14 protein-coding genes and 1 tRNA gene are annotated in these 15473 nt (G+C 73.3%); 2 read left to right on the forward strand and 13 right to left on the reverse strand.

Annotation, left to right across the window (positions count from 1 at the left end; genetic code table 11):
• Positions 1-2: 2 nt before the first annotated feature.
• The 12 genes from ACIRST_RS36115 to ACIRST_RS36170 form a co-directional block, all read right to left on the reverse strand.
• Positions 3-683, reverse strand: a complete 681-nt coding sequence (locus ACIRST_RS36115; RefSeq protein WP_402807881.1) for a 1-hydroxy-2-methyl-2-butenyl 4-diphosphate reductase — start codon at positions 681-683, stop codon at positions 3-5.
• Positions 680-2761, reverse strand: coding sequence for a squalene--hopene cyclase (shc, locus tag ACIRST_RS36120; protein ID WP_396553412.1), 2082 nt, complete (start codon positions 2759-2761; stop codon positions 680-682). Before shc ends, ACIRST_RS36115 begins: the two co-directional genes overlap by 4 nt.
• A gap of 7 nt (positions 2762-2768) precedes the next feature.
• Positions 2769-3857, reverse strand: a complete 1089-nt coding sequence (locus ACIRST_RS36125; protein ID WP_396553413.1) for a polyprenyl synthetase family protein — start codon at positions 3855-3857, stop codon at positions 2769-2771.
• 233 nt (positions 3858-4090) lie between these two features.
• Positions 4091-5524, reverse strand: a complete 1434-nt coding sequence (gene hpnE / locus ACIRST_RS36130) for a hydroxysqualene dehydroxylase HpnE (RefSeq protein WP_402807885.1) — start codon at positions 5522-5524, stop codon at positions 4091-4093.
• A gap of 127 nt (positions 5525-5651) precedes the next feature.
• Complete coding sequence (gene hpnD, locus ACIRST_RS36135) at positions 5652-6509, reverse strand: presqualene diphosphate synthase HpnD (RefSeq protein ID WP_350524277.1); 858 nt, start codon at positions 6507-6509, stop codon at positions 5652-5654.
• Between the two features lie 41 nt (positions 6510-6550).
• Positions 6551-7498 (reverse strand): squalene synthase HpnC, encoded by a 948-nt coding sequence (hpnC, locus tag ACIRST_RS36140; RefSeq protein ID WP_350524225.1) that lies wholly within the window; start codon positions 7496-7498, stop codon positions 6551-6553.
• Between the two features lie 314 nt (positions 7499-7812).
• Positions 7813-8622 (reverse strand): ABC transporter ATP-binding protein, encoded by an 810-nt coding sequence (locus tag ACIRST_RS36145; RefSeq protein WP_350524224.1) that lies wholly within the window; start codon positions 8620-8622, stop codon positions 7813-7815.
• Positions 8615-9556: an ABC transporter permease gene (locus ACIRST_RS36150; protein ID WP_350524223.1), complete on the reverse strand. Its 942-nt coding sequence runs from the start codon at positions 9554-9556 to the stop codon at positions 8615-8617. Before ACIRST_RS36150 ends, ACIRST_RS36145 begins: the two co-directional genes overlap by 8 nt.
• A gap of 143 nt (positions 9557-9699) precedes the next feature.
• On the reverse strand, positions 9700-10599 hold the full coding sequence (locus tag ACIRST_RS36155; RefSeq protein ID WP_402807889.1) for a glycosyltransferase family 2 protein: 900 nt from the start codon (positions 10597-10599) through the stop codon (positions 9700-9702).
• Positions 10596-11333, reverse strand: a complete 738-nt coding sequence (locus tag ACIRST_RS36160; protein WP_350524276.1) for a CDP-alcohol phosphatidyltransferase family protein — start codon at positions 11331-11333, stop codon at positions 10596-10598. The genes ACIRST_RS36155 and ACIRST_RS36160 overlap by 4 nt, the downstream gene beginning before the upstream one ends.
• A 91-nt stretch (positions 11334-11424) precedes the next feature.
• Complete coding sequence (locus ACIRST_RS36165; RefSeq protein WP_402807892.1) at positions 11425-12486, reverse strand: iron-containing alcohol dehydrogenase family protein; 1062 nt, start codon at positions 12484-12486, stop codon at positions 11425-11427.
• Entirely contained in the window at positions 12474-13229 is a 756-nt protein-coding gene (locus ACIRST_RS36170; RefSeq protein WP_402807894.1) for a sugar phosphate nucleotidyltransferase, read from the reverse strand. The genes ACIRST_RS36165 and ACIRST_RS36170 overlap by 13 nt, the downstream gene beginning before the upstream one ends.
• A gap of 523 nt (positions 13230-13752) precedes the next feature.
• Between ACIRST_RS36170 and idi the strand changes: the two genes are divergently transcribed.
• A complete protein-coding gene (gene idi, locus ACIRST_RS36175) occupies positions 13753-14397 on the forward strand; it encodes an isopentenyl-diphosphate Delta-isomerase (RefSeq protein ID WP_350524219.1) in 645 nt (214 codons plus the stop codon).
• Positions 14398-14432: 35 nt separating this feature from the next.
• On the opposite strand, the gene ACIRST_RS36180 is transcribed toward idi, so the two are convergent.
• Positions 14433-15014, reverse strand: coding sequence for an ATP-binding protein (locus ACIRST_RS36180; RefSeq protein ID WP_350524218.1), 582 nt, complete (start codon positions 15012-15014; stop codon positions 14433-14435).
• Positions 15015-15347: 333 nt separating this feature from the next.
• Between ACIRST_RS36180 and ACIRST_RS36185 the strand changes: the two genes are divergently transcribed.
• Positions 15348-15432, forward strand: a tRNA-Leu gene (locus ACIRST_RS36185).
• Positions 15433-15473 lie beyond the last annotated feature (41 nt).

Here is a 15473-nt window from a genome sequence, read left to right on the forward strand (position 1 = left end):
GGCTAGCTCGCCTCCTGGGGGAGCGTCGAGGATGTGGGGTGGTTCAGGTCTGCGGGGCGGGGCGCGAGCTCCTGGCGGTACCAGTCGACCAGGGCGGGGACGGTCGCCCGCAGGGTCCGCCAGGCCCGTACCCCGGCCGGGAGGGTGCCGGGGCGCAGCAGCTCGTGTTCGGGGGTGTCGACCACCACCCGCAGGACGGCCGCGGGCAGCGCGGGCCGCACCTCCCGCAGCACGGCCAGGACGGCGGCGGCCTCCATGTCGACGGCGAGCGCGCCCTGCAGGTGCAGGGCCCGGCGCTCGATGCCGCGCACCACGTGGTCGGCGGTGTGGTGCACCCCGGTGTGCACGGTCAGGCCGCGTTGCTTCAGCGCCCGGGTGAGCTCCGGCCCGGAGCCGACCGGGTAGAGGTGCCCCTCCGGGTCGCGCACGCCGTCGGCCGCGACGACGTCGCCCGGCTGCACGCCGGGTCCGAGCGCGGCGCCGAAGCCGGCCACGACGACCGCGCCGTAGCCGCCGGGGGTGGGGCCGAGCAGCTGTCGCACGGTCAGCCCGGCGCGCCGCCGGCCGACGCCGGTGCGCACCAGCACCGGGGGTCCGCCGGTCGCGCCGCGCCAGTCGCCGCCGCGCAGGGCCCAGACCTCGGGGCCCAGGGCGCAGAGCACCAGCAGGGGGGCGGTGGTCACCGCGCCGCCCCGATCGTCGGGGTCCCGGTCGTCCGTCCGGTGCCCGGGCTGCCGTGGAGGTAGCGGCCGAGCGCGGTGACCGGGAAGACCAGTCGGTACAGGTGGTAGTTGATGGAGAAGTCCCAGGGGAAGCCGGTGCCGGTGAACTGTGGCTCGTCCCAGGTGCCCTCGGGCAGCTGGGTGCGCACCAGCCAGTCCACGCCGCGCTCCACCGCGGGGTTGGCCCGGCCGTCCGGCCCCTCGCCGGCGGCCAGCAGCGCCATCAGGGCCCACGCGGTCTGCGAGGCGGTGGAGTCGCCGCGGCCGGCCCAGCGCGCCGGGTCGTCGTAGGAGCGCATGTCCTCGCCCCAGCCGCCGTCGGTGTTCTGCCGGTCCTCCAGCCAGCGCACCGCCCGGCGGATCGCCGGGTGCTCGTCCGGGACGCCGGCCGCGACCAGCGCGGGCAGCACCGAGCCGGTGCCGTAGATGTAGTTGGTGCCCCAGCGGCCGAACCAGGAGCCGTCCGCCTCCTGGTTGCGCAGCAGCCACTCGATGCCGCGCCGGGTCCGGGGGTCGCGGGCGCGGCCGGTCTCCGCGAGCATCTCCACCACGTGGGCGGTGACGTCGGCGGACGGCGGGTCGACCACCTCGCCGAAGTCGCAGAACGGCAGCTTGTTGGGCAGCGTGCTGGTGTTGTCGACGTCGAAGGCGCCCCAGGCGCCGTTCTTGGACTGCATGCCGAGGTTCCACAGCACGCCGCGGTCCACCGCCGCGTCGACCTTGGCCGGGTCGGGGTGAGCCACCCGGCGCAGCGCCAGGACCACCTCGGCGGTGTCGTCGATGTCGGGGTAGGTGTCGTTCTCGAACTCGAACGCCCAGCCGCCGGCGGGGAGCCCGGGCCGCTGGACGGACCAGTCGCCGCGCTTGCGGATCTCCTCGCCGAGCATCCAGTCGACGGCGGAGACCAGCGCCGGGTGGTCGGCGGGGACCCCGGCGTCGACCAGTGCGATGGTGGCCAGGCAGGTGTCCCACACCGGGGACTGGCAGGCCTCCAGCCAGCGCTTGCCGTCCTCGGTGTGCACGGTGAAGCGGTCGAAGGAGGAGAGTCCGGCCTGCACCACCGGGTGCTCCAGCTCGTAGCCCTCCAGGTGCAGGGCGATCAGCGAGTAGACGGCGGGGGGCTGGATGCCGCCCCAGCAGCCGTCGGCCTCCTGCCGTTCGACGATCCAGCGGCAGGCCTGGGAGACGGCCAGGCGGCGCAGCGGGCGGAAGGCCCGGCGGTGGTAGGCGTGCAGCGCCTTGTCGAGGCGTTCGAAGAGGCCGTCCCAGGTGGTGGCGGGGGCGAGCGGCCGTTCGGGGTACGGATCGTCCGGGTCGGTGTGCAGCTCGGTGAGCGGGAAGGGTGCCGGGCGGACGGGCCGGTGGGCCGAGACGACGGTCAGCGGGACGATGGTCTGGCGGGCCCAGCAGCCGAAGGCGTAGATGTTCAGCGGCAGCCACTTGGGCAGGAAGATGATCTCGGGCGGCATCTCGGGCAGGCGGTCCCAGGGCCACCAGCCGAACAGCGCGAGCCAGATCCGGGTGAACACCCGGGCGGCCGCGATGCCTCCCGCGGAGCGGACGTAGCGGGCGGCGGCCGCCATGTGCGGGGCGGTCGGGTCGTCGCCGGCCAGTCTGAGCGCGACGTAGGCCTCGACGGTGGTGGACAGTTCGGGCGGCCCGCCGTGGAAGGTGGACCAGGTGCCGTCCTCACGCTGCTGGGAGCGGATCCACTCGGCGGTGGCGTTCGTCTGTTCCTCGGTCCGGATCCCGAGGAACTGGCGGAGCAGTAAATCCTCGGCGTCCATGGTGACGTTGGTTTCCAGGTCACCCTTCCACCAGCCCTCGGAGGACTGCAGGGAGAGCAGGTGGGTGGTGGCGCGGGCCAGGGCCTCCCGCGCGTCGGCCGGTCGGAGGTCCGCCTCACCGGCCGGCCGGAGCTGGTCGGCGTCCTCGGGCTGCCACCGCCCCGTGCCCAGGAGGGCCGGGGGGCGGTCGCCCACCGCGACCGGCTCGGGATCGTACTCAGGGTCGAGCCGGCCGTCCGCGGTTGCTGTCAACGTAACGTCACCTCTCTCGTACCACCACGAATTCGGCGAGTGCGACGAAGTGCTCGCGCACCTCGTCGGACATGGGCACCTCGTCCAGGGCGGCGAGGGCAGTCGTGTGCTGGCGGCGGGCCTCCTCCTGGGTCCAGGCGCGGCCGCCGGCCTCCTCGATCAGCGCGGCCCGGGCGGCGAGCTCGGGCTCGCTCTCCTCCCCGCGCCCCTTCGGGTCGGCCAGCTGCTCGGCGAGCCGGCGCGAGGCCGGACCGCCCTCGGCCAGTGCGGCGGCGACCGGCAGGGACTTCTTGCGCTGGCGCAGGTCTCCCCAGTGCGGCTTGCCGGTGACCTCGGTGGCGCCCCAGATGCCGAGCAGGTCGTCCACCGCCTGGAAGGCCAGCCCCAGGTGGTGGCCGTAGCGCTGGAGGGAGTCGGAGACCTTGTCGTCGGCCCCGGCCAGGACGGCGCCGATCGCCGAGGCGGCGGCCAGCAGGGCCGCCGTCTTTCCGCCCTCCATCTCCAGGCACTCCGCGACGGTCACGGTGTCGCGCTGTTCGAAGGCGACGTCCCGGGCCTGGCCGTCGATCAGCCGGCGGGTCGCCGTGGTGAGCAGCCGGACGGCCCGCGCGGCGTCGGTGGGGCTCGCGCCGCCCGTCACCGCGGCGTCGAGCAGCACCTCCGTGCCGAGCGTCGCCAGGGCGTCGCCGACCAGGATCGCCTGGGCCGGCCCGAAGACCGTCCAGGCGGTCGCCCGGTGCCGTCGGGTCTCGTCACCGTCCATCAGATCATCATGAAGGAGGGAGAAGTTGTGCACCAGTTCAACAGCGACCCCGCCGGGCACCCCTGCCTCGGCCGCCGCACCGGTGGCCTGCGCGGACAGCAGGGCCAGCGCCGGGCGCACGGCCTTGCCGCCGTCGCCCGTGACCGGTGTGCCGTCCCGGTCGATCCAGCCGAAGTGGTAGGCCGCGACGGTGTCCATCGGTGCGGCCAAACGGGCGACGGCGGCCCGTAGCGGCGGGGTGCAGAGCGTACGGCTGCGAGCGAGCAGCTCCGGCACCGAGACCGGTTCGGCGTGCGCCGTGCCTCCGACGGCGAAGCCGGTGCGTGACTCCACGTGCGTTCCCTCTCCCTGGTGCCCGACCGCACGGGGCGGCCGGGTGCTGTCGGTGCGGCTGGTGTCGATTCGTATGGTGCCGGTGGCGGTGACGCAGGTGCCGGAGGCCCCGGTCCGGCCGCTCCGGCCGACGGCGCCTGTTCCGCCGGTTCCGTCGCTTCCGCCGATTCCGTCGATGCGCACGACGGTACGCCCGTCGGCTCTGGCGGGCTCTCCGGCGGCGCGGCCCGCCGTCACCTGGGCCACCTCCCGTCGCCGTGGTCCACCGGCACCCTGGCGCCGGCGGCGGCGAGCGCGGCGTCGGCGGCGGCGTGGCCGCTGCGCACGGCGCCCTCCATGGTCGCGGGCCAGCCGGTGGCCGTCCACGAGCCGGCCAGCAGCAGGCCGGGCACCCCGGTGCGGGCCGACGGGCGCAGCGCTGCGCTGCCCGGAGCGGGGTCGAAGGTCGCGGTGCGCTCGCGGGTGACGAAGAAGTCGAGCACCCGGGCGCCGGCCGCGGCCGGCATCAGCCGTTCCAGCTCGGGCAGGTAGCGGCTGCGCAGCTCGGACACCGGCAGGTCGATCTCGTCCTGCACGGCGGACTGCGAGAGCGCCAGGTACTGGGCGCCCGGGTGGGCCCGGCCGAGCTCGGTGGCGGCCAGGCCGGAGTGCGCGGTGCGGTCGAAGACCCACTGGACCGGGGAGCCGAGGGCGGCGAAGAACGGCCGGCGCAGCAGCTTGCGGTCGTAGATCACGTGCACGTTGAGGATCGGCGTGGTGCCGAACCCGGCGAGCCGTTCCTGGCCCGGGACGGCGTTCGGCGGCAGCAGGGCGGCCGCGCTGTCCTGGGCGCCGGCCAGGACCACGGTGTCGGCGGTGAGCAGCTCACCGCCCTCCAGGCGGACGGCGTGCTGCGGCGCGGCCGGCTTGAGCTCGGCCACCCGGGCGCGCAGCAGCACCGTCACGCCGGCGCGCTCCAGCTCGGCCAGCGCCCGGTCGTGGTGGATCGCGCCCAGCGGGGCTGCGGCGATGCCGATGTCGGCGGCGCCGGGGTCGGACAGCAGACCGGTCTGGAACACCTTCGCCGCGAGCGCCATCGACACCTGGTCGGCCCGCCCGTTCAGGGTGGCGACGCCGACCAGGTCCCACAGGGCCGCCTGGGTGGCGGCGTTCTGCCCGTTGTCACGCAGCCACTCGCCGAAGGAGATCCGGTCCAGCGCCGGGTCGGCGAGGTCCAGGCCCTTCAGCGCGAGCGCGCCGCGGACCACCCGGGCGCGGTCGGCCGGGGACAGGTGCGGGTAGCGGGCGAGACTGGCGGCCAGGTGCAGCGGGACGGGCAGGCCGGCCCGCCGCAGCCGGCCGAGGGTGCGCACGGGGGCGTCGTCGGGGCCGGTGACGGAGAGCACCGGGACGTCGAGGCGGTCCTGCAGGTGGACCAGGCGGGTGGCGGCGAGCCGCTCCAGCAGGCCGCGGTAGGCGGTGCAGCAGCGCAGGTAGACGTGCTGGCCGTTGTCGACGGTGAGCTCGCCGCGCCGGAAGGAGAACGCCAGGCCGCCGAGCCGGGGGCGGCCCTCGGCGAGGGTGACCCGGTGACCGGCCTCGGCCAGGCGCAGCGCCGCGGTGATCCCGGCCAGACCGCCGCCGACCACGATGGCGGCCGGGCGCGCGGCATCGGCTCGCCCGGTCATCGGCCCTCCCCCTCGCAGTCGCTGGACCGCCGGGAGGCGGTCGCTGAAGCCGGTACTCGTTCGGTCAACACGGAACTGCCCGCACGTGATTCCCCGCTGACACAGCGTGACAGAACGGTGGCGAGAATCAAGAACGCCCCCCGGCGAGCCCGGAAAGCGCCACGTACGCCTTCTCCCAGCCCGGCAGCGAGACCCGGCCGCGCAGCACCGACTCGGGATCGGCGGCGATCCGGCCGAGCAGCCGGTGGTAGATCCCGGCCATGGCGGCGGTGCAGGCGCGGCTGCGGCGGTCGAGCATCGGCAGCAGCCGCAGGCCCTCCTCGAAGGCGGCCTGGGCACGGGCGGCCTCGAAGGCCACCAGGCCGGTGAAGTCCGCGCCGACCGGCGGCTTGGGCAGCGCGAAGCCCTGCTCGCAGCCGAACCGGACGAGGTCCTCGGTGGGCAGGTAGGTGCGGCCGTTCAGGGCGTCCTCGCGCAGGTCGCGCAGGATGTTGGTGAGCTGCAGCGCCAAGCCCAGGGTGTCCGCGTAGCGCGCCCCGAGCTCGGGGTCGTCGCAGCCGTAGACGCCCAGCGAGAGCCGGCCGATCGCCCCCGCGACGCAGCGGCAGTAGACCTTCAGCTCCTCGTACGTCTGGTACTCGGCGCCCTTGAGGTCCATCTCGACACCGTCGATCAGCTCGTCGAAGCCGCCGAGCGGGACCGGGAAGCGCCGGGCCGTGTCGGCCAGGGCGACCTTGATCGGGTCGGTGTCGTCCTCGGCGACCACCCCGGAACGGACCTCGTCCACCAGTTCCCGGGTGCGCAGCAGCGCCTCGGCCTTCCGGTCGGACGGGAGGTCGCCGTCGCCGATGTCGTCCACCCGGCGGGCCAGGGCGTACAGGGCCGACATGGCCAGCCGCTTGGGTTCGGGCAGCAGCCGGATGCCGTAGCTGAAGTTGCGCGCCTGCAGACCGGTGACTGCCTCGCAGTACCGGTACGCCGCCATGACCTGGGCCGACGCCAGTGGTGATGCCGCCACTCGGGCGTTCACCTTCCCTTCGCGAAGATGGCCGCCGCCTTCACTGCGAGGCGGCGCTTGTCCGGCTTCGCCTGCCGGGCGAGCACGTCGTACCCGGCGTCCTCCACGGCCGCCAGGGCCGCGTACCCGCCGGCGGTGAATCCCGCCAGGAGCAGTCGAAGCCTCCCCCGAACCGTACCTACCAATGGTGCGCCGTGATCGAGCAGGGTGCGGGCCCGCTCCGCCTCGAAGGCGATCAGCTCCCGCACCGCGCCGTCGGCGGAGGGGGCGGCGAGGTCGGCCTCGGTCACGCCGAAGCGTTCCATGTCCTCGGCGGGGAGGTAGATCCGGCCGTGGCGCAGGTCCTCGGCCACGTCCTGCAGGTGTTCGACCACCTGGAGGGCGCTGCAGACGGCGTCGGAGAGTTCGATCCGCTCGGGGGTGGAGACGCCCGCGATGGCCAGGACGAGGCGGCCGACGGGGTCGGCGGAGAGGGTGCAGTAGCCGATCAGGTCGTCGTACGTGGCGTAGCGGGCGGTGGTCTGGTCCACCCGGTTGGCCTCGATCAGACGGCGGAACGGCTCGGGGGTCAGGCCGTGCCGGTCGACCAGCGGGACGAGGGCCCGCATCAGCGGGTGGCGGGGGGTCTCGGCGCCGGAGGGGTGCAGCGCCTTCTCGAAGACCCGGTCGAGGTCGTGCTCCAGCCCGTCGAGCAGGGCGAGGCGGAAGGCGACCTCGTGCGCGGTCGGCGGGCCGGACTGCTCCGAAGGGGTGACCGGGGGCATCCGCTCGACCCCGAGCACGCGGGCGGTGGCGGCCGGGTCGGCCAGGTCGCCGTCGCCGGCGTCGTCGACGAGGCGGGCGAAGCCGTACACCGCCATCAGGTCGTCGCGCCAGGCCGCGGGCAGGAAGAACGGGGCGACCGGGAAGTTCTCGGCCCCCGCCTTCTCCAGGGTCTGACCTGCGGAACGGTTCACCGGCGTATCACTGGGCTGGGCCGAAGCCGACACTGCTGTCACTCCCCCGTTCTACACCGCTGGGTACCACCGGCCCGACTCGGACACGCGTCCGAGCGCGGGCGTCACGTACGGCACAGCGCCCCCGCGACTACCAGCCTGACACCCCGGGGCGCGCCGGAGAAGAGCGCCCCGCCCGCGGACCGGGGCGCTCACCCCCGCGGCGGCGGCCACCCGGGGCACCGGCGGGGCACGCCGCAGGGCCGGTCCCGGAGGTTCCGGAACCGGCCCTGGTGGCGGGGGTGGCTCAGCCGGGCACCGCGGGGCGCACGGTGCTACGGGCGCTCGCCGCGCTCGTAGCGGCCGACGACCTCGTCGGTCGGGCCGTCCATGATCAGCTCGCCGGCCTCGATCCAGATGGTCCGCTCGCAGACCTCGCGGATCGAGTTGTTGTCGTGGCTGACCAGGAAGACCGTACCGGCGGACCCGCGCAGCTCGTCGATGCGCCGCTTGCTGCGCTGCTGGAAGGCCTGGTCACCGGTGGCCAGGGCCTCGTCGATCAGCAGCACGTCGTGGGTCTTCGCCGCGGCGATCGAGAAGCGCAGGCGGGCGCCCATGCCGGACGAGTAGGTGCGCATCGGCAGGGAGATGAAGTCGCCCTTGTCGTTGATGCCGGAGAACTCGACGATGTCCTGGTAGCGCGCCCGGACGTCGGCCGGGGACATCCCCATCGCCAGGCAGCCCAGGACGACGTTGCGCTCGCCGGTGAGCTCGTTCATCAGCGCGGCGTTGACGCCCAGCAGCGAGGGCTGGCCGTTGGTGTAGATGCCGCCCTTCTCGGTCGGCAGCAGGCCCGCGATGGCGGCCAGCATGGTCGACTTGCCGGAGCCGTTGGAGCCGATCAGGCCGATCGCCTCACCCTTGTACGCGGTGAAGCTGATGCCCTTGACCGCGTGCACCTCGCGCACGCCGGCGGCGCGCCTGCGGCTGAGGATGCGGCTCAGGGCCGAGGTGGCACTGCCCTTGCCGGAGCCGGCGCCGTGCACCCGGTAGACGATGTGCACGTCGTCGACGACGACGGTGGGCTCGCGGGCCACGTCCGTGTCCAGGACGTTGTCGTTCTTGCTCAGGTCGACGTCAGCCACGGCCGTACTCCTCCTCGGCCTTCCAGAAGAAGACGTATCCGATGACGAACATCCCGACGCCCCAGGCGAGGCCGTACACCCACTGGTGCGGCGGCAGGGACTGGTGGGGGTTCTGGTGCGGGTTGTAGATGACCGGCGCGAAGGCGTGCCGCAGCAGGTCCATGTAGACCGAGGCCGGGTTGATGTTGCAGATCACCTGGATGTAGTGCGGCCACTTGTGGACGCGGTCCTGGATGCTGAACATCACGCCGGACAGGAACATCCACGCGCGCATCACGAACGGGATCAGCTGGGAGATGTCGCTGGTCTTGGCGCCGATCCGGGCCATGATCAGGGAGATGCCGGTGTTGAACAGGGTCTGCAGGATCAGCGCCGGGACGATCAGCAGCCAGGTCCTGCCCGGGGCGATGCCGCTGGCCAGGACGGTCACGACCAGGACGACCATCGAGATCAGCAGCTGCTGGAGCTGGATCACGGTGAAGGCGATCGGCAGGCTGGCACGGGGGAAGTGCAGGGCCCGGATCAGGCCGAGGTTGTCCGAGATCGCCCGGGTGCCGGACTGCACCGCGTTCTGGGTGAACTGGAACACGAACACGCCGATGCAGAGCCAGGCGATGTAGGTGCCCGGCGGGAAGCCGTCCTTGCTCGACAGGATCACGCCGAAGACCAGGTAGAAGACCGCGCAGTTGAGCAGCGGGGTCACGACCTGCCACAGCTGGCCGAGCTTGGCGTCGGTGTACTGGGCCACCAGGCGGGCGGTGGCGAAGGCCCAGATGAAGTGGCGCCGGGCCCAGAGCTGCTTGGTGTAGGCGAACAGACCCGGCCGGGCGCCGCTCACCGACAGACCGTACTTGTCCGCAAGCTGCTTGGGGGTCAGGCCCGCGTCCACCCCCCTGGGGGTCGAGAGGCTGACGGGTTCACTCACTGTCGACACATTCGTCCTTCACGCGGGGATCGGTCGGGGCGGCCGGTCGGCGGGGGTCCGCCGGCGGCGCCGATGGGGATCCACTGGATCTCGGGGGAGCCGGCCGGTGTGTGGCCACCGGCCGCAGCGATCGATCATTCGATCAGATCAGATCAGATGATCGGTGGTCGGCCCAGCCTGGTCAGTTGCCAAACGGTACGCCATCGCATGGGCCGTCGCGGACCGCAGGGTTCGCGCCAGCCCGCCCGGAATCCGCCCCACCAGGCCTTCAGCGCCTCGGGGGAGGGGCGGCGGGCCAGGGTGAGCAGAAACCAGGTTCCCAGATAGAGAGGCACCAACAGGGCCGGAAGGTTCCGCCTCGCCAGCCAAACCCGGTTTCGGGCCACGTTGTGGAAGTAGGTGGCGTGCCGGCCCGGGGAGGTCGTGGGGTGGTGCAGCACCACGTCCGCCCGGTAGTCGATGGCCCAGCCGGCGTCCGCCGCGCGCCACGCGAGGTCGGTCTCCTCGTGGGCGTAGAAGAAGTCGGCGGGCAGCTGGCCGGCCTCCTCGAACACCTTGCAGCGCACGGCGCTCGCGCCGCCCAGGAAGGTGGTCACCCGGGAGGAGCGCAGCGGGTCGCTGGCGCGCAGCCGGGGGACGTGCCGCCGCTGGGTGACCCCGGTGTCCGGGTCGGCGATCCGGAAGGACACGATGCCCAGCTCCGGGTCGGCGGCGAACGCCTCGCGCAGCAGCCGGGCGGAGTCGGTGCGCGGCAGGTGGCCGTCGTCGTCCAGGAAGAGGACGGCGTCCACGTCCTCGCCGTCCCGGCCGAACAGCTCGATGCCGACGTTGCGGCCGCCCGGGATGCCGAGGTTCTCCGGCAGCTCGACGGTGCGCACGCCCTCCGGCAGCGGGGGCAGCGGGGCGCCGTTGGCGACCACGGCCAGCTCGACCGCGGGACCCTCCTGGGCGCGGACGGACTCGATCAGGGCGTTGAGCTCGGCGGGCCGGTTGCCCATCGTGATGATCACGGCGCCGAGGCGGAAGCTCTCCGCGGTGGTCGGGCCGGTCATCGCAGCCTGCTCGACAGGACGATGCTCAGCAGGTGCAGCACGGTCTGCAGCATGGCGATCGCCGCCAGGACGACCACCGCGAGCCGGGTGAAGAAGAGCCCGCCGTGCACGGCGTCGGCGATCCCGGCCGCGAGGATGAACAGCGAGGCCTCGACCGCACCGACCAGGCGGTGGAACTTCAGGAGGGAGGCCGCCTTGCGGGCCTTGGCGACGGTGGCCGAGCGCGGCACCGAGGCGCTGTCCTCGACGGCCGTCAGGCCGCTGCGGGCCCGGGCCACGTCCACCAGGTCCGTCTCGGACTTGATCAGGATCGCACCGAGCGCGGCCAGCGTGCCCAGGAAGGCCCACTCCCAGTGGGAGCCGCCGCCCTCGCGGTGCAGCAGGTCGGTGGCGCGCAGGCCGAGGCCGGTCAGCAGGGCCGCCTCGGACATGTAGTGGCCGACCCGGTCCAGGTAGACGCCGGTCAGCGAGGTCTGCCGGCGCCAGCGGGCCACCTCGCCGTCCACGCAGTCCAGCAGCAGGTAGACCTGGATCAGCAGGGCGCCCAGGACCGCGCCCGCGATGCCCGGCACGACCAGCGCGAGGCCGGCCAGGATGCCGGTGAACATCATCAGGTAGGTCAGGCCGTTGGGCGTGATCGCCGTCATGGTGGAGAGCACGCGGGTGATCCGCAGCGAGATCTTCCGCATGTACAGGCGCCCGGCCCAGTGCTCGGCGCTGCGGCGCTGGAGCATGCCCTCCGGGTGGATCACCGCGCGCAGCTCCTCGATGGAGGGCCGGCGGGTCAGGTCCACCGGGGGCCGTTCGGCGCCCGCGGTGGAGGGGTCAGCTGTTGACGGCTTGGACATAGTCGGCGTACGCGTCCCTGATTGCGGAAGGGGAGAGGTCGAGGTGTTCAAGGATGGTGAAGCGCCCCGGTCGGGTGTTCGGAGCGTAGTGCACCGCTTCGGTGAACTCCGCCTCGGTGAAGCCGATCTGAGCCGCGGTCACCGGCAGTCCGTGGCTCGCCAGGCGCTCCACGATCAGACCGGTCAGCTCGTGCTCGCCCCGCAGGAAGCTGGCGAACGCGGCGCCGAGGCCGACCTGCTCGCCGTGCTGGGCGGACCGCTTGGGGAACAGCACGTCCAGGGCGTGCGAGATCTCGTGGCAGGCGCCCGACGAGGGCCGGGTGCTGCCCGCGATGTTCATCGCGATGCCGGACAGTACCAGGGCTTCGGCGAGCGCTGTCAGGAGGTCCTGATCCTGAGTGTTTCCTGGGTGCCGCAGCAGGTTCTCGCCCGCTGAGCGGGCCATCGCGACGGCCAGGCCGTCCACCGGTTCGCCGGTGACCGCGTGCGACAACTCCCAGTCGGCGCAGGCCGAGATGTTGGAGACGACGTCGCCGATGCCGGCCGCCACGAAGCGCGGCGGCGCCTGCCGGATCACGTCCAGGTCGACGATGATGCCGATCGGGCTGGGCACCCCGTAGGAGCCGCGGCCGGCGTCGTTGTCGAGGGTGGAGACCGGCGAGCAGATGCCGTCGTGGGCCAGGTTGGTGGCGACCGCGACCAGCGGCAGCCCGACCCGGGCGGCGGCGTACTTGGCGGCGTCGATGATCTTGCCGCCGCCGAGGCCGACGATCGCGTCGTAGTGCCCGCCGCGCATCTCCTCGGCGAGGCGCACCGCGCTGTCCAGGCTGCCGTCGTCCACGTTGTACCAGTCGGCGCCGGGCAGGGCCGGCTCCAGCCGCGCGCGCATGGCGGCGCCGGAGCCGTTGCTGATCGCCACCGCGATCCGGCCCGACGCCGACAGCCGCTGGTCCGCGAGGATCCCGCCGAGCGCGTCCAGCGCGCCCGAGCGGATCTCCACGAACAGCGGCGACGGGACCAGTCGCGTCAGTACCGGCACGCGATCTCCCGCGCCTTCGCCAGGTCGTCGTGGTTGTCGACCTCGACCCAGGAGACCTCGCCGATCGGCTGCACGTCGATCCGCAGGCCGCGGTCGACCATCTCCTGGTAGCCGTCCTCGTAGTACAGCTGCGGGTCGCGCTCGTAGGTGGCGCGCAGCGCGTCGGTGAGGTCGGCGGCGGCGGACGGGTTGATCACGGTGACGCCGATGTACTCGCCGCTCGCCTCGGAGGGGTCCATCAGCTTGGTGATGCGGCGCATCCCGGCGGCCGGGTCGACGACGACCTTCATCTCCTCGTCGGCGAGCTTCTTCACCGTGTCGAGGGCGAGCAGGACGCCGGGGGCGGCACCGTCGTCGAGGAGGCGCCGGTTGCCCTCCAGCATGGTGCGCTGGACGGACGCGGGGTGGACGGTGTCGCCGTTGGCCAGCAGCAGGCCCTCGCCGAACAGCTCGCGGGCGCACCAGAGCGAGTACGCGTTGTTCCACTCCTCGGCCTTGTCGTTCTCGACCAGGTGGAGCTTGACGCCGTACTTGCTCTCCAGGGCGTCCTTGCGGTCGTACACCGCCTCCTTGCGGTAGCCGACGACGATCGCGGCCTCGCGCAGTCCGACCTCGGCGAAGTTGCCGAGGGTGAGGTCCAGGACGGTCCGCTCCCCGTCGACCGGCACCAGCGCCTTGGGCAGGGTGTCGGTGTACGGGCGCAGCCGGCGGCCGGCGCCGGCTGCCAGAACGAGGCCGATCATGCGGGGTCTCCTGATCCGTCGTGCTGTGCGCGCGGGCCGTGCCGAGGGGAGGCGGCGCCGCTTCGCCGGACCGGTGTGCGACCCGGCCGGGCAGCGGCGCGCCGGTACCGGCACAGATCCGGGCACCGTGTCGTATGTGATGGTAGGCGACGTGGACGACCGGCCCGAACGCGCCCGGAGACGGGACGGTGACGGAGGGGTGACCGGGGGACGGCGCCGGGGAGCGGGCCGACGTCCGGGCCCGGCCGGGCCCGCGGGCTCGAACGCCCCCCGAACGCACGTCGAACGATTCTGCGACGATCGTGACCCTTACGAGGGCTTCCGCGACCCTTCTCTGCTCGAATTCCTTCTCCTCCGGGTCATGATCCGCCCGGTTGTGCGTGGGACCCCTACCCGGTGCCACCCATACGGCAGACTGGAGCCCGACGCCGGCGCCGGTGCCCCCGCTGCGTCCGCCGTGCGCCACCCGGTGCGCCGGACGCACCCGATGCTCCCGTTGCTCCCGCCCCCGGAAAGAGGCCCCATGCCCCAGAGTCTGCCGACCGAGCCGACCCATTTCGACGCCGAGGTCGACACCGGTCTCGACGTGGAGACCGATGTGTCGGCCGACCCCCGGACCGCCCCGGCCGCTACCGAGATCCTGTTGGAACTGGTCGACGACGAGGGCGTGACGATCGGCACCGCCGAGAAGCACTGGGCCCACCAGCAGCCGGGCCGCCTGCACCGCGCCTTCTCGGTTTTCCTCTTCGACCGCCAGGGCCGCCTGCTGCTCCAGCGCCGGGCGCTGGGCAAGTACCACTCCCCCGGCGTCTGGTCGAACACCTGCTGCGGCCACCCGTACCCGGACGAGCCGCCCTTCGTCGCCGCCGCCCGGCGCACCGCGGAGGAGCTGGGAGTCGCACCGGCGCTGCTCTGCGAGGCCGGCACCGTCCGCTACGACCTGCCGGACGAGGCCTCCGGGCTGATCGAGCGGGAGTGGAACCACCTCTTCGTGGGACTGGTCACCGCTCCGGTCCGGCCGAACCCGGACGAGGTGGACGACTTCGCCTTCGTGACGGCGCAGGAGCTGCGGGAGCTGCGGGACGAGCGGCCCTTCTCGGTCTGGTTCGAGACCGTCTTCGAGGCTGCGCTGCCCGGGATCCGGGAGATCGCCGGACGGGACTGGTAGGCGCTCCGGTCGCCTCGCCCGCCCCGGCGGGCCGGTCAGCGGTCGGACTCCGGGGGGACGGGCAGCGAGGCCCAGATGACCTTGCCGCCCTCCCCGGTCCGCTCGACGTCGCACACCCCGCCCGCCTGCAGCGTGACGCTCTTCACCAGCAGCAGGCCGCGACCGCCGGTGCGTCCGGTGTCGTTCTCCAGCGCCTTCGGCCGGTACGGATCGCCGTCCTCGACCGACACCCGCACCCAGCCGCCGCGCACCGACAGCTCCGTGACCACCTCGGGCGAGAGTTCGGCCGCGTGCGTCACCGCGTTGCTCACCAGCTCCGAGACGATCAGCAGCAGGTCGTCCACCAGCTCCTGGTAGCGCACCCCGGCCATGCCCTGGGCCAGCAGGCGGTCGCGCACCGCGTGCCTGGTGCGCGGCACCGAGGCCTCGGCGGCGGGCACCGGGAATCGCCACACCCCCTCGACGGGGCCGCGCGCCGGACCGCCGGGCGCCGCGACGGCGTCGCCCTGCCCCTCCCCCGGCCTGCCGCGTCTCGGTTCGGCCTCCGCCGTCCCGCTGATCTGCTCCACGTCCAGCCGCCCTTCGTCCGCGACCCGGGAATCAGGCGATCCGCTCATGGCGCCCTCGGTCCACAGAGGCTAGGAGAGCGGTCGCGACGGCTGCGGCACCGTCGACAACTTGCCCGTGTCGGACCGCTTCCGGCCGGAACCGATCGCGGGCGACACCGGAGTCGACCGGTTCCTTCGCGGTCGCCATCGCTTCGGGCCCGGTTCGAGCGTGTTCGCCAGCCGTACCAACGTGTGCGCCGGAGCCGCCGGGGGCCCGGGGCGGCTCCGGCGGCCCCGGGGGCGCGGGCCGGAGGAAGCGCAGGTGAGAAGCACTCCAGAACCCTGGTAATGTTCTCTCTGTCGCCGAGGGGGCGAGAGAAAAACCCCCGGAGCACACACCCCGTCCGGGTGGCGGAATGGCAGACGCGCTAGCTTGAGGTGCTAGTGCCCTTTATCGGGCGTGGGGGTTCAAGTCCCCCCTCGGACACAGCCGAATTCCCCGTGGGATCCGAAAGGAACCCACGGGGA

The sequence above is a fragment of the Kitasatospora sp. NPDC101447 genome (genome assembly GCF_044767225.1).
Classification (GTDB): Bacteria; Actinomycetota; Actinomycetes; order Streptomycetales; family Streptomycetaceae; genus Kitasatospora.